The following is a 13,267-nucleotide window of genomic DNA, read 5'->3' as shown; positions in this document are numbered from 1 at the left end:
GGTATCGCTGCCGGTGAGGAGGTCGAGACATGGCCAGACCGGTGTGGAGCGGCGCGCTGAGCCTGGGGTTGGTCACCGTGCCGGTGGAGCTGTACCCGGCGGTGGCGGACCACACGATCCACTTCCACCAGTTCGAGCGCGGGACGTCGGACCGGATCCGCAACCGCCGGGTGAACGAGCGGACCGGCGACGAGGTGACCCAGGACGAGATCGTCAAGGGCTACGACCTCGGTGGGGGTGACCACGTGCTCGTCGAGCCCGACGAGCTGGACGAGATCGCCCCCGAACGGTCCCGGCGGATCGACATCGAGCAGTTCGTCGAGCTCGACGAGATCGATCCGTGGTTCTACGACCGCACGTACTGGCTCAAGCCGGCGAAGGAGGACTTCGCCAAGGCGTACGGCCTGCTGCTGCAGGCGATGGACCGCAGCGAGAAGGCCGGCGTCGCGAAGTTCGTGTTGCGCGGCAAGGAGTACCTCTGTGCGATCCGGGCCGGCGAGGACGTCATGGTGCTCAACACCCTGCACTTCGTCGCGGACCTGCGGAAGCCGAAGGACGTCATGGGCGGCCTGCCCAGCCTGCCGAAGCCGCGGCCCAAGGAGCTCGACATGGCGCTCGCGCTCGTCGACGAGATGACGGCGCCGTGGAAGCCCGGCGACTACCGCGACGAGTACTCCGAGCGCGTCGAGGAGCTGATCAAGGCCAAGAAGCAGGGCAAGGAGATCGCCCACGAGGAGGAGCCGGAGCCGTCGGCCGACGTCGTCGACCTGTTCGAGGCGCTCTCGCGCAGCGTGAAGAACCGCAAGGGCGGCGGCAAGAAGACGACGAAGAAGAAGGGCCCCGACCTCGCCGGCCTGTCCAAGACCGACCTCGACAAGCTCGCCCGCGAGCAAGGGGTGAAGGGGCGGTCGAAGATGACGCGCGCCGAGCTGGAGAAGGCGCTGAAGGCGTCGTGACCGGACCGGCCTGGCGCGAACCGACCCTGGCCACGCTCACCGACCGCCGGTTCTCCGACGAGAACTGGATCTACGAGCGCAAGCTGGACGGCGTCCGCGCGATCTGCGTGCGCGATTCCGGGACGCCGACCCTCTACTCGCGCAACCACAAGGTGATGGACAACGCCTACCCCGAGCTCGTCGAAGCCCTCGCGGACCAGGGCGGGCCGCGGTTCGCGGCGGACGGCGAGATCGTGGCGTTCGACGGCGGCAACACCAGCTTCGCCGCCCTGCAGCCGCGGATCCACGTCAGCGACCCGGATCGCGCGCGGGCGACCGGCGTGCGCGTCTACTACTACCTGTTCGACCTGCTGTACTACGACGACCACGACACGACCGGGCTGCCGCTGCGGCAGCGGAAGGCGTTGCTGCGCGACGCGTTCGACTTCGAGGACCCGCTCCGGCTGTCGGCGCATCGCAACACCGAGGGGGAGAAGTTCTACGCGGAGGCCTGCCGGCGCGGCTGGGAAGGCATCATCGCGAAGCGGGCGGACGCGCCCTACCACCACGGGCGGTCACCCGACTGGCTGAAGTTCAAGTGCGCGCAGGGTCAGGAACTGGTGATCGGCGGCTTCACCGACCCGCAGGGCGCGCGGCACGGCTTCGGCGCGCTCCTGCTCGGCTACCACGAGGACGGCGGCCTGAAGTACGCCGGCAAGGTCGGCACCGGGTTCGACGAGAAGCTGCTGGCGTCGCTGCACGCCGAGCTGCGAAAGCGGGAGACCTCGCGCTCGCCGTTCGCCGGGCCGGTCAAGGAGAGCGGCGCGCACTGGGTCCGGCCGGACCTCGTCGCGCAGATCGACTTCTCCGAATGGACGCGCGACGGGCGGCTGCGGCACCCGCGGTTCGCCGGGCTGCGCGAGGACAAGAAGGCGGCGGACGTCGTACGGGAGCGGGCGTGAGCGACGAGATTTCCCATGCGGACAAGGTGTTCTACCCCGGCGACGGGCTGACGAAGGGCGACGTCGTCGAGTACTACCGCGCGGTCGCCGACGTCATGGTGCCGCACCTGCGCGGCCGCCCGCTGACCCTGCGGCGGTTCCCGGACGGCATCGAAGGACAGGGCTGGTTCCAGAAGCACCCGGGGGAGCACTTCCCGGACTCGGTCCGCGTCGAGAGCGTCCCCCGGCGCGACGGGGGCACGGACGACTACGTGGTCTGCGACGACGCCGGAACGCTGGACTACCTCGCGCGGCAGGGCACCCTGGAGTTCCACGTCTGGCTGTCCACGGCCGACGCGCCGGAGCGGCCGGACCGGCTGGTGCTGGACCTCGACCCGCCGGACGGCACCCCGGCCGCCGAGCTGCGCGCGGTCGCGCGGCGGATCCGCGACCACTACGAGCGGGCCGGGCTGACACCGTTCGTCCAGGCGACCGGCGGCCGCGGCTTCCACGTGCTCGCGCCCCTGGACGCGCAGTCGGACACCGACGTCGTGCTCGAGCTGTCGCGCGCGCTGGCCGACGCCGTGGCCGCGGACGACCCGGACCGCCTGACCACGGCCCAGCGCAAGGAGAAGCGTGGCGACCGTATCTTCCTGGACGCCAACCGCAACGGCTATGCGCAGACGTTCGTCGCGCCGTACTCGCTGCGCGCCCGCCCGGGCGCGGCTGCCGCGACCCCGCTGGACTGGCGGGAGCTGGGCAAGGCCGAGCCGGACGGCTGGAGCCTGGCCAGGGAGAAGCAGCGTCTGGCGCGCAAGGGCGACCCGTGGCGGGACCTGGACGAGCACGCGGCCTCGGCGGAAGCGGCACTGAAGCAGCTCACTTGAGCGTCTGGCCGGCCGCCTTCAGGTCCGCCACGAAGGCCGCGTAGGCCTCGTCGCGGTCCGGGGCGCGCAGGACCGCCGACGGGTGCACGGTCGCGACGGCCGACGGCACCTGGTCGGCCACGTCCTCGGGCGCCTCGACGAGCTCGCCGCGGTGGGCGGTCAGCCGGAACTTCGGCCCCAGCAACGACTGCGCGGCCGTCGCACCCAGCAGCAGCACCAGCTCCGGGCGCACCGCCCGCAGTTCGGCCAGCAGCCACGGCCGGCAGGCGACCACCTCGGTGCGACCGGGCTTCTGGTGGATGCGCCGCTTCCCGCGTTCGGCGCGCTTGAACTTGAAGTGCTTGACCGCGTTGGTGACGTACAGCGTCTTCCGGTCGAAGCCGGCCTCTTCGAAGGCGCGGTCCAGGAGCTTCCCGGCGGGCCCGACGAACGGCTCGCCCGCGAGGTCCTCCTGGTCGCCCGGCTGCTCGCCGACGACCAGGATCTTCGCTTTCTTCGCCCCTTCGCCGAAAACGGTCTGCGTCGCGCCCTTGTGGAGCGCGCACCCGTGACAGCCGGCGGCCGCCGACCGCAACTCGCCGAGATCGGTGCTGTCCGGCGGCTCCGCACCGCGGGTGTCCGGCATGTGCGCGGAAGTTCCCCGTCCCACGGCCGGGTAAACGCGTGGTTCTCCTTCGCGCGGCACGGGTACCCCGCGGCCATGACCCGGAGCCGAGGAAAAGTCGAAGTCGCGACCCGCGTCGTCCTGGACACCCCCGAGGATCTGGCCGAGCAGTACACCCCGGGCGTCGCGGAGCAGGCGAAGCGGGTCGCGGACGATCCGTCGGTGCTCGCCCGCGAGACGGTCAAGGGCAACTCCGTCGCGATCGTCTCCGACGGGTCCGCCCTGCTCGGGCTCGGTGACCAGGGGCCGGCCGCCGCGCTGCCGGTGATGGAGGGCAAGGCCGCGCTGCTCAAGCGGTTCGCCGACGTCGACGCCTGGCCGATCTGCCCGGTCAGCCGTGAACCCGACGACCTCGTCCGCACCGTCAAGGACCTCGCGACGTCGTTCGGCGCGATCAACCTCGAGGACATCGCCGCGCCGCGGTGCTTCACGGTCGAACGGCGCCTGCACGACGAGCTGGACATCCCGGTGTTCCACGACGACCAGCACGGCACGGCGGTCGTCGTGCTCGGCGCCCTGCACAACGCGCTGAAGCTGACCGGCCGCGAGCCCGGCGCCACGTCGGTCGTCATCGCGGGAGCCGGCGCGGCGGGCAGCGCGATCGCGCGGCTGCTGCTGCGCGCGGGCTACCGGTCCGAGCGGATCGTCGTCTGCGACAGCGAAGGCGTGCTGCACCCGGACCGGGACCTGATGGGGGAGAAGCACTGGCTGGCGGAGAACACCAACGCCGCCGGAGCCACCGGAAGCCTGCGGGACGCGGTGCGCGACGCGGACGTGTTCGTCGGCGTCAGCGCGGGCGGCCTCCTCGACTCCGGCGACGTCGCCGCGATGGCCGACCGCGCGATCGTCTTCGCCCTGGCCAATCCGGACCCGGAGGTCGACCCGGACGCCGCGCGCGAGCACGCGGAGATCGTCGCCACCGGCCGCAGCGACTTCCCCAACCAGATCAACAACGTGCTGGCCTTCCCGGGGATGTTCCGCGGCCTGCTCGACTCGGGTGCGCCGCGCGTGACGCCCGAGATGCTGCTGGCTGCGTCACGTGCGCTGGCGGACGTGGTGGGGGAAGACCTGGATGCGGGGCACATCGTGCCGAGCGTGTTCGACGAGGCGCTGGTGCCGGCGATGGCGGAGGCGGTCACCGGCGCGGCGAAGGCGGCCGAATAGTCCGAAGAGGACACTGTGGACCGGTGGACCGGCCGCCGGGCTCAGAGCGAGTCGGTGGCGGCGGTCGTGCCGTCCGGAGCGGACTTGCGGGCCGTCTCGGCGCGGGCGATGTGCCAAGCCACCAGCGCGCCCGCCGCGACGGTTCCCCAGAGCACCAGCGCGGCATCGCGGGCGAACAGGCCGACGACCAGCATGACCACCGCGGTGACGTCGCACAGCACGAGCAGCAGGTTCCACCGCCTGGCCTCGCGCAGCGTGCGGCCGGCGAACGCGGCGGCGAACGCGGGGTCGCTCGCCTGCAGCTCCAGCTCGATTTCGCGCAGAGCGTTGCGTTCGCGATCCGGCAGCATGGTGGGCCTCCTCGCCTCGGCTACCGGAGTGGTACCCGTTCCGCCCCCGTCCGAAGCGGCACTTTTCGGGAAGTCAGTGGTTGTCGCGGGGGACGCCCTTCGTCTTCGCGATCCGCTGGTACGCCACCGCTGGGCGCAGCACCATGCCGTCGCAGAGCTGGTCGACCATGGACCGCTGGATCTCCTGCCACGGCGTCTGCGAGTCCGGGACCGGGTACCCGCCCGCCTCCGCCAGCTCCTTGTGGCGCAGCGCGAGCTCCTCGTCCGGGATCAGGACGTCCGCGGTGCCGGCGGCGAGGTCGATCCGCACCCGGTCGCCGGTCCGCAGCACGGCGAGCCCGCTGCCGGCCGCGGCCTCGGGGGAGGCGTTGAGGATCGACGGCGATCCGGACGTACCGGACTGGCGGCCGTCGCCGAGGCACGGCAGCTCACGGATCCCCTGCTTGATCAGCTCCGCCGGCGGCCGCATGTTCACCACCTCGGCCGCGCCCGGGTAGCCGAGCGGCCCGGTACCGCGCATGACGAGCAGCGAGTGCTCGTCGACGCCGAGGTCCGGGTCGTCGATGCGGGCGTGGTAGTCCTCCGGGCCGTCGAACACGACCGCGGTGCCCTCGTAGACGCCGCCGGCCAGGTACCGGCGCCGGAACTCGGGCGAAATGACACTGGACTTCATGATCGCCGCGTCGAAGAGGTTGCCGTGGAGGACCAGGAAGCCGGCGTCGGCCACCAGCGCGGTGTCGAACGTGCGGATGACGTCGCGGTCGCCGGCCTCGGCGTCGCGGCAGTTGTCGCCGAGCGTGCGGCCGTTGACGGTCGGCGCGTCCTCGTGGACGAGCCCGTGGCGCATCAGCTCGTGCACCACGGCCGGGACCCCGCCCGCGCGGTGGAACTCTTCGCCGAGGTACTTCCCGGCCGGCTGGAGGTCGACCAGCAGCGGGACGTGGTGGCCGAGCCGCTGCCAGTCACCGAGGGGCAGGTCGACGCCGACGTGCCGGGCGATCGCGCCGATGTGGATGGGCGCGTTGGTCGAGCCGCCGATCGCCGAGCTCACCACGATGGCGTTCTCGAACGCTTCGCGGGTCAGGATGTCCGACGGCTTGAGGTCCTCGCGCACCATCTCGACGATCCGCCGGCCGGTGCGGTAGGCCATCCGCGCCCGGTCGCGGTGCGGCGCCGGGATGGCCGCGCAGCCGGGCAGGCTCATCCCGAGCGCTTCGGCGAGCGCGTTCATCGTGGAGGCGGTGCCCATGGTGTTGCAGTGCCCCGGCGACGGCGCGGACGACGCGACGAGCTCCATGAACCCGGCGTCGTCGATCTCCCCGGCGGCGAGCAGCTCGCGGGCCTTCCAGACGATGGTCCCGGATCCGGTGCGCTCGCCGTTGTACCACCCGTTGAGCATGGGGCCGCCGGACAGCACGATGGCCGGGATGTCGACGGTGGCGGCGGCCATCAGGCACGCGGGGGTCGTCTTGTCGCAGCCGGTGGTGAGCACGACGCCGTCGATCGGGTAGCCGTAGAGCGTCTCGACCAGGCCGAGGTAGGCGAGGTTGCGGTCGAGCGCGGCGGTCGGGCGCTTGCCCGTCTCCTGGATGGGGTGCACCGGGAACTCGATGGCGATCCCGCCGGCCTCGCGGATGCCCTCGCGGGTGCGGTCGGCGAGCTGCAGGTGGTGCCGGTTGCAGGGGGACAGGTCGGAGCCGGTCTGCGCGATGCCGATGATCGGCCGGCCGGACTGCAGTTCCTCCCGGGTGAGGCCCCAGTTCATGTACCGCTCGAGGTAGAGCGCGGTCATCCCGGGGTCGGCGGGGTTGTTGAACCAAGCTTCGCTGCGCAGTCCCATACCGGCCAGTCTGGCAACGCCGGCCGCCGATTGCACGCCCCACCTCGCGCCGGTTCCCCGCTCGGCCTGCCGCCGGGCCGAACGACGTGAATGACTCATTCATGTCGTCAGACGACGTGAATGAGTCATTCACTGCAGCCGCGGGGGCGGGTGAGCCGCGGCCGGGCCCGGATCCCTCGGGCCCGGCCGCACCCCTCACCCCCGTGCAGGCCACCCGCGCCGGCGGCCTCCACGGAACGGAACCGCCGGGCCTCAGCCCAGGCCGTTCAGCCCGATCACCCGGGCGTACCAGTGGGCACTCCGCTTCGGCGTCCGACGCTGCGTCGCGTAGTCGACGTGGATCAGGCCGAACCGCTTCGCGTACCCCTCGGCCCACTCGAAGTTGTCCAGCAGCGACCAGTAGAAGTACCCGCGCAGGTCGACCCCGGCCGCCAGCGCGTCGTGCGCCGCCCGGAGGTGGGAGTCCAGGAACGCCACGCGGTCGGTGTCGACGATGTCACCGCCGTCGGCGACGACGTCCGGGTAGGCCGCGCCGTTCTCCGTGATGTACAGCGGCACCCGGCGGTAGCCGCGGTGGACCTGCAGCAGCGACTCGGTCAGCCCGGCCGGCTGCACCTCCCAGCCCGAGTCCGTGCGGGGCGCCGCCGGGTCCGGGACGAAGTGGACGTCGCCCGCCCCGACCCACTCCGGGCCCGCCGGCTCGCTGCCGGGCACCGGGCGGCCCGCGACGCGGTAGTCGCGGTAGTAGTTCACGCCGAGCCAGTCGACGTGGGCCGCGATGATCGCGCTGTCCTCGGGTTCGACGACGTCGCCCAGCCCGAACGGCTCGAGGTCGGTGACGAGGTCGTCCGGGTAGCCGCCGCGCAGCACCGGGTCGAGGAACAGCCGGTTCTGCAGGCCGTCGATGCGCCGGGCCGCGGAGACGTCGGTGACGTTGGCCGGGTCGTGCGGGGCGACCGGGTAGAGGTTGAGCGTGATCCCGGCCGGAACGTCCGGCGCGTGCCGGCGGATGACGTCCATCGCCAGCCCGTGGCCCAGCAGCAGGTGGTGCGTGGCGGCGACGGCGGCCCGGTGGTCGGTGCGGCCGGGCGCGTGGATGCCGCCCGCGTAGCCGAGCATCGCCGCGCACCACGGCTCGTTCAGCGTCGACCAGCTGGCGACGCGGTCGCCGAGCCGGGCCAGCACGGTCTCGCTGTACTCGGCGAACCGGTACGCAGTGTCGCGGTTCGTCCAGCCGCCCCGCTCCTCCAGCGCCTGGGGCAGGTCCCAGTGGTAGAGCGTCGCCCACGGCTGGATCCCGGCCTCCAGGAGGCAGTCGACCAGCCGGTCGTAGAACGCGAGCCCGGCGGGGTTGGGGGCGCCACCGTCCGGTCGAACCCGGGGCCAGGCCAGCGAGAAGCGGTAGGCGCCGAGGCCGAGCGTGCGCATCAGGTCGACGTCCTCGGAGTACCGCCGGTAGTGGTCGGCGGCCGGGTCGCCGGTGTCGCCGCCCACTACCGCACCCGGACGGCGCGCGAAGACGTCCCAGACCGAGTCGGTGCGCCCGTCGGCCGTGGTGGCCCCTTCCACCTGGAACGCCGCGGTGGCGGCGCCCCAGACGAAGCCGGGCGGGAACGGCAACGCGGCGCTTTCCCCGATCTCTGCCGCCCGAACGCTGTCGGGATGTACGGACATGTTCACCCTTTCACGGCACCTTGCATGATCCCGGCCACGATCTGGCGGCCGAGGAGGACGAAGACGATGAGGATCGGGATGGTGGCCAGGGTCGTGCCGGCCAGCACCAGCGAATAGTCGACGTAGTAGCCGCTCTGGAGCTTCTCCAGCGCGACCTGGACGGTCGGGTTGCCCGCGTCCAGGACCACCAGCGGCCACAGGAAGTCGTTCCAGGACATCATGAACGTGAACATCGCCAGGATCGCCGCCGCCGGGCGGACCGCGGGCAGGCAGACGTTCCAGAAGATGCGGATCATGCTGCAGCCGTCGACGCGCGCGGCCTCGATCAGCTCGTACGGCACCGCGTCCACCGTGTACTGGCGCATCCAGAACACGCCGAACGCGGTGACCAGGTTGGGCACGATCACCGCCTGGAGGTGACCGGCCCAGCCCAGCTCCGACATCGCGATGAACAAGGGGATGATGCCCAGCTGGGTGGGCACCGCGAGCGTCACGACGATGAACACGAACAGTCCGTTGCGCCCCTTGAACCGGAGTTTCGCGAAGGCGAACCCGGCCAGCGAGGAGAACAACACCGTGGTCAGCGTGACGGTGCCGGACACGATGACGCTGTTGGCCAGCGCCTTCCAGAACGGCACGGTGTCGAACACCCGGGCGGCGTTGGCGAAGAAGTTGCCGCCGGGAACGAACGGCGGGATGCGTTCGGTGAGCATCCCGTTGTCCCGGCTGGCCACCAGGAACGACCAGTAGAACGGGAACATCGAGCCGAGCACGAAGATCGCCAGCACGACGTACGTCGCCTTGCGCGGCCTGCCGAGCGTGGCGACGGACTTCCGGAGCCCACCTTGGAGTGTCGTCATTTCTTCTTCACCGCCGGGGTGTGCGCGAGCCGGCTGGTGAGGAAGAAGTTCACCAGCGCGATGAGCACGATGATCACGAACAGCACCCAGGCGATCGCCGAGGCGTAGCCGAGGTTGTAGTTCTCGAACGCCGACTGGTACAGGTACAGCGTCACGGTCTGGAACTGGTTGGTGGAGCCGCCGTTGTTCGACCCCGGCAGGGCGTCGAACAGCTTGGGCTCGGTGAAGATCTGCAGGCCGCCGATCGTCGAGGTGATGATGACGAAGATCAGCGTCGGTTTCAGCAGCGGCAGCGTGACGTTCCAGAAGCGGCGCCACGTGCCCGCGCCGTCGATGAGCGCCGCCTCGTGCAGCTCCTTCGGGATGGCCTGCATGGCCGCCAGCACGATCAGGGCGTTGTAGCCGGTCCAGCGCCAGTTCACCATGATCGCGATCGCGACGTGGCTGCCGAACCGGCTGGCCTGCCAGTCGACCGGGTCCAGCCCGATGGTCTGCAGCACGCCGTTGATCAGCCCGTACTTGGGGCCGAACAGGTTGGCGAAGATGATCCCGATCGCGACGAGGCTGGCCGCGTACGGCAGCAGGATGCCGACGCGCCAGCCGGTGGCGCCGCGCAGCCGGCTGCCGAGCAACGCCGCCAGCATGATCGCCATGATGATCTGCGGCACGCTGGAAAGCAGGAAGATGCTGACGGTGTTGGTCAGCGCGTTCCAGAACTGGCCGTCGCCGACCAGTTCCTTGTAGTTGTCGAAGCCGATGAAGTCGGGGTCGTCGCTGCCCGCCTTCCACTTGAACAGCGACACGTACGCGGTGTAGAGCAGCGGGAACAGCCCGACGACCCCGAAGACGATGAAGAACGGCGCGACGTAGAGGTACGGCGATACCTTGACGTCCCACCGGCTCAGCTTGTGCCGGAAGGTGGGCCGGGGAGACGTGCGCTCCCCGGCCTTACTCCCTCCTGGCGCGATCTTCTTGTCGATGACGGTCATGAGGTCAGCGAGTGATCTTCTTCGCCGAGTCGACCAGTTGCTGCCAGCCGTCCGCCGCCGACTTGCCCTGCTCGACCGCCTGCAGGGCCGGGCTGGCGGCGTTCTCCTGGATCTGGCCGTCGCCGGGGCCCTTGTACTGCGGCTTCTGGACCTTCTTGGCCTGCTCGGCGAACAGCTCGCCGACCTTCGCGCCGCCGAAGTAGGCGTCGGTCTGGCTCAGCAGCGCCGGGTCCGACAGCGCCTTGACCTGGCTGGGGAAGGTGCCCTTGGCCTGGAACGCCTTGATCTGCTGCTCGGGCGCGGTCAGCCAGGCCGCGAGCTCGGCGGCCTCCTTCGGGTGCTTCGACTGCGTCGGCACGGTCAGGTACGAGCCGCCCCAGTTGCCGCCGCCGCCGGGGAAGGCCGCGGTGACCGCCCACTTGCCCGCGTTCTCCGGGCCGGCCTGCTCCTTGATCACGCCGAGCATCCACGCCGGGCACACCTTCGTCGCGAACGCGCCCTGCTTGAAGCCGGTGTTCCACTCGTTGCTGAACGCGGTCAGCTTGGCCGACTCGCCCTTGGCGACGGCGTCGGTGACCTTGGTCCAGGCGTCCTTGATGCCCTGGTTGCTCTCGACGGCGAGCTTGTCGTCGCTGCCGATGTAGCCCTGCGGGAGCTGGTTGACCATGGCGTTGAAGTTCTGCGAGGCCGAGTCGAACCAGGCCTTGCCCTTGGTCTTGGACACGTAGTCGGCGCCGGCGGCGAAGTAGCTGTCCCAGGTGGCGAACAGCGGCTTCACGGCTTCGGGGTCGGTCGGCAGGCCCGCGGCCTGGAACATGTCCTTGCGGTAGCACATGGCGAGCGGCCCGATGTCGGTGCCGTAGCCGATGACCTTGCCGTCCTTGGTCTTGGCGGCGTCGTACTTCCAGCCGAGCCAGCGGTCGGGGGAGGCGTCGGCGGGGCCGATCTTGCTGAGGTCGTTGAACTTCGAGCCCTTGTCGAGGACGTCGGAGAGGTGACCCTCCTCGACCGCGGCGACGTCGGCGAGGCCCGAGCCCGCGGCCAGCTTCGTGATGAGGTCCTGGTGGTAGGGGCCGCCCTGACCGGTCTTGCGGTGCGTGATCTTGATGTTGGGGTGCAGTCGCTCGTACTCCGGGATGAGTGCCTCGTAGCCGAACTCGGTGAACGTCGCCAGCGTCAGGTCCACGTGCTCGTTGGGACCCGCCGCGGGCGGGGTGTTGTCACCGCCTCCGCCGCAGGCCGTGGCGCCGAGCGCCGTCATCGTGATGCCCAGTGCCAGGACCAGGCCGTTCCGGATCGTTCTCACGTGTCCAACCACCTTGTTGACGGGAATGAGCGCTCTCACTGCTGGGAGCCCGGACTGGGAGCGCTCCCAGGTGTCGCAGAGTCTGGTTGGGGGCTTCACCGGTGTCAAGAGGTCGTAACCGGAGCGTTTCCTGCGAGGAGCGCTCCCGGACATCGCCCTGCGTGACCGTTAAGCTGGTCGCGTCCGGGTGTTGGTGGTGAGCGAGGGCGGTATCCGTGGGGCCTCGAGCAGGGGATGAAGAGCGGCCGACGCTGGAGGACGTCGCGGCGTTCGCCGGCGTGTCGCGGTCGACGGCGTCACGCGCGTTGAACGACGACGCGTACGTCAGCGCGGCGGCGCGCGAGAAGGTCCTGGCCGCGGCCCGTGACCTGGGCTATTCCCCGAACCAGGCGGCCCGCTCCCTGGTCACCCGCCGCACCGGCGCGATCGCCGTGGTGCTGTCCGAGCCGGAGGCCCGGCTGCTCGACGACCCGTACCGCACCGCCGTCATGCGCGCCGGGTACCGCGAGCTCGCCGACATCGGCCGCCAGATGGTGCTGATCTTCAGCGACACGCGCGAAGACCTCGGCAAGACCGTCCGGTTCCTGGAAGGCGGGCACGTCGACGGCGCGCTCGTGTTCGCGCCGCACCGGGCCGACCCGCTGCCCAAGGCCCTGCGGCTGCTGCGCATCCCGGTCGTGTTCGGTGGCCAGGCGGCCGGCATCCGGCGCGGCGTGCACGTCGTCGACTTCGACAACGAAGGCGGCGCCCGGCTGGCGGTGGAGCACCTGGTCGCGGCCGGCCGGCGGCGGATCGGCACCATTGCCGGGCCGCAGGACCAGAGCGCCCCGATCGACCGGCTCGCAGGCTGGCGCAAGACCCTCCTCGACGCCGGGCTCGACCCCGCCGACCTGGCCGAAGAGGCCGACTTCACACTGGCCGGCGGCGCCGGCGCGATGTCCGCGCTGCTGGCCCGGCACCCGGATCTCGACGCGGTGTTCGTCGCCAGCGACATGATGGCGGTCGGCGCCCTGCGGACGCTCGACGCGGCGGGCCGCCGGATCCCCGAAGACGTCGCGGTGGTCAGCTTCGACGACAACGCGACCCTGGCCCCGGCCATGGACCCGCCCCTGACATCGGTGCACCAGGACCCGCGCGAGCAGGTCCACGCGATGGTCGAGACGCTGATGCAGCTGCTCGACGACCAGAACCTCAAACCGCGGCAGCAGATCCTCCCGGTCTCCCTGGCGGTCCGCGCCTCCAGCTGACGCCGTGTCGACCCTTCAATCACGCGTGTCGACCTCCCGATCACGCGTGTCGACCCTTGCCGCCCGGCTCGACCGGCGGACTCGGGGGCCCGGCGGGTCAGTACGCGTGATTGAAGGGTCGGTACGCGTGATTGAAGGGTCAGTACGCGTGATTGAAGGGTCGGCACGCGTGATGGGCGGGTCGACACGGTCCGGGGCGCCGGTGGCTGGGAGCGTTCCCGTCTGAGGTGCACACCTTCGGCGCTAAACGGTGTTTCCTCGGCACTCGGTGTAGTCGATCCGCTAGGCCGTCCGAGTGAGTGGGCGACCATCGGCCGCGGCTGTTCAGGAGCGTTCAGCGAGTCCTCGTTCGCCGGGTGCGCAGATGTGACGCCGGCGGCCGCGGTGTCCTTCTGACTCGATTCTTTACA

At 70.8% G+C, this 13,267-nt stretch carries 12 protein-coding genes; 5 read left to right on the top strand and 7 right to left on the bottom strand.

Annotated features, from left to right (window positions below; translation table 11 throughout):
• Positions 1-29: 29 nt before the first annotated feature.
• Genes ku through ligD (QRX60_RS40225) form a run of 3 tightly spaced genes read left to right on the top strand, consistent with a single transcriptional unit; the run spans position 30 to position 2,763 of the window.
• Positions 30-956: a non-homologous end joining protein Ku gene (gene ku / locus QRX60_RS40235; protein WP_285996701.1), complete on the top strand. Its 927-nt coding sequence runs from the start codon at positions 30-32 to the stop codon at positions 954-956.
• Complete coding sequence (ligD, locus tag QRX60_RS40230) at positions 953-1,897, top strand: non-homologous end-joining DNA ligase (RefSeq protein WP_285996700.1); 945 nt, start codon at positions 953-955, stop codon at positions 1,895-1,897. The genes ku and ligD (QRX60_RS40230) overlap by 4 nt, the downstream gene beginning before the upstream one ends.
• On the top strand, positions 1,894-2,763 hold the full coding sequence (ligD, locus tag QRX60_RS40225; protein WP_285996699.1) for a non-homologous end-joining DNA ligase: 870 nt from the start codon (positions 1,894-1,896) through the stop codon (positions 2,761-2,763). The genes ligD (QRX60_RS40230) and ligD (QRX60_RS40225) overlap by 4 nt, the downstream gene beginning before the upstream one ends.
• Here ligD (QRX60_RS40225) and QRX60_RS40220 read toward each other — a convergent pair.
• Positions 2,756-3,388 (bottom strand): UdgX family uracil-DNA binding protein, encoded by a 633-nt coding sequence (locus QRX60_RS40220; RefSeq protein WP_285996698.1) that lies wholly within the window; start codon positions 3,386-3,388, stop codon positions 2,756-2,758. The genes ligD (QRX60_RS40225) and QRX60_RS40220 overlap by 8 nt on opposite strands.
• A 75-nt stretch (positions 3,389-3,463) precedes the next feature.
• On the opposite strand from QRX60_RS40220, the gene QRX60_RS40215 reads away from it, so the two are divergent.
• Positions 3,464-4,591 (top strand): NAD(P)-dependent malic enzyme, encoded by a 1,128-nt coding sequence (locus tag QRX60_RS40215; RefSeq protein ID WP_285996697.1) that lies wholly within the window; start codon positions 3,464-3,466, stop codon positions 4,589-4,591.
• Between the two features lie 41 nt (positions 4,592-4,632).
• Here the strand turns inward: QRX60_RS40215 and QRX60_RS40210 are convergent, their stop codons facing one another.
• The 6 genes from QRX60_RS40210 to QRX60_RS40185 all read right to left on the bottom strand — a co-directional run bounded on the left by QRX60_RS40210 (position 4,633) and on the right by QRX60_RS40185 (position 11,610).
• Positions 4,633-4,941 (bottom strand): DUF3040 domain-containing protein, encoded by a 309-nt coding sequence (locus QRX60_RS40210; protein ID WP_285996696.1) that lies wholly within the window; start codon positions 4,939-4,941, stop codon positions 4,633-4,635.
• 73 nt (positions 4,942-5,014) lie between these two features.
• The gene (locus QRX60_RS40205) at positions 5,015-6,781 is read right to left on the bottom strand and encodes an IlvD/Edd family dehydratase (protein ID WP_285996695.1); all 1,767 of its coding nucleotides are present in this window, start codon (positions 6,779-6,781) and stop codon (positions 5,015-5,017) included.
• Between the two features lie 252 nt (positions 6,782-7,033).
• Positions 7,034-8,455, bottom strand: coding sequence for a GH1 family beta-glucosidase (locus QRX60_RS40200; RefSeq protein WP_285996694.1), 1,422 nt, complete (start codon positions 8,453-8,455; stop codon positions 7,034-7,036).
• Between the two features lie 2 nt (positions 8,456-8,457).
• Positions 8,458-9,315: a carbohydrate ABC transporter permease gene (locus tag QRX60_RS40195; RefSeq protein WP_285996693.1), complete on the bottom strand. Its 858-nt coding sequence runs from the start codon at positions 9,313-9,315 to the stop codon at positions 8,458-8,460.
• Entirely contained in the window at positions 9,312-10,304 is a 993-nt protein-coding gene (locus QRX60_RS40190) for a carbohydrate ABC transporter permease (RefSeq protein WP_285996692.1), read from the bottom strand. Before QRX60_RS40190 ends, QRX60_RS40195 begins: the two co-directional genes overlap by 4 nt.
• Before the next feature lie 4 nt (positions 10,305-10,308).
• Complete coding sequence (locus QRX60_RS40185) at positions 10,309-11,610, bottom strand: ABC transporter substrate-binding protein (RefSeq protein WP_285996691.1); 1,302 nt, start codon at positions 11,608-11,610, stop codon at positions 10,309-10,311.
• A 251-nt stretch (positions 11,611-11,861) separates the two neighbouring features.
• Between QRX60_RS40185 and QRX60_RS40180 the strand changes: the two genes are divergently transcribed.
• Positions 11,862-12,857, top strand: a complete 996-nt coding sequence (locus QRX60_RS40180; RefSeq protein WP_286003800.1) for a LacI family DNA-binding transcriptional regulator — start codon at positions 11,862-11,864, stop codon at positions 12,855-12,857.
• Positions 12,858-13,267 lie beyond the last annotated feature (410 nt).

Origin of the sequence: Amycolatopsis mongoliensis, from assembly GCF_030285665.1 — a bacterium.
Taxonomy (GTDB): Bacteria; Actinomycetota; Actinomycetes; order Mycobacteriales; family Pseudonocardiaceae; genus Amycolatopsis; species Amycolatopsis mongoliensis.
This window is presented reverse-complemented; position numbering and strand designations above follow the sequence as displayed.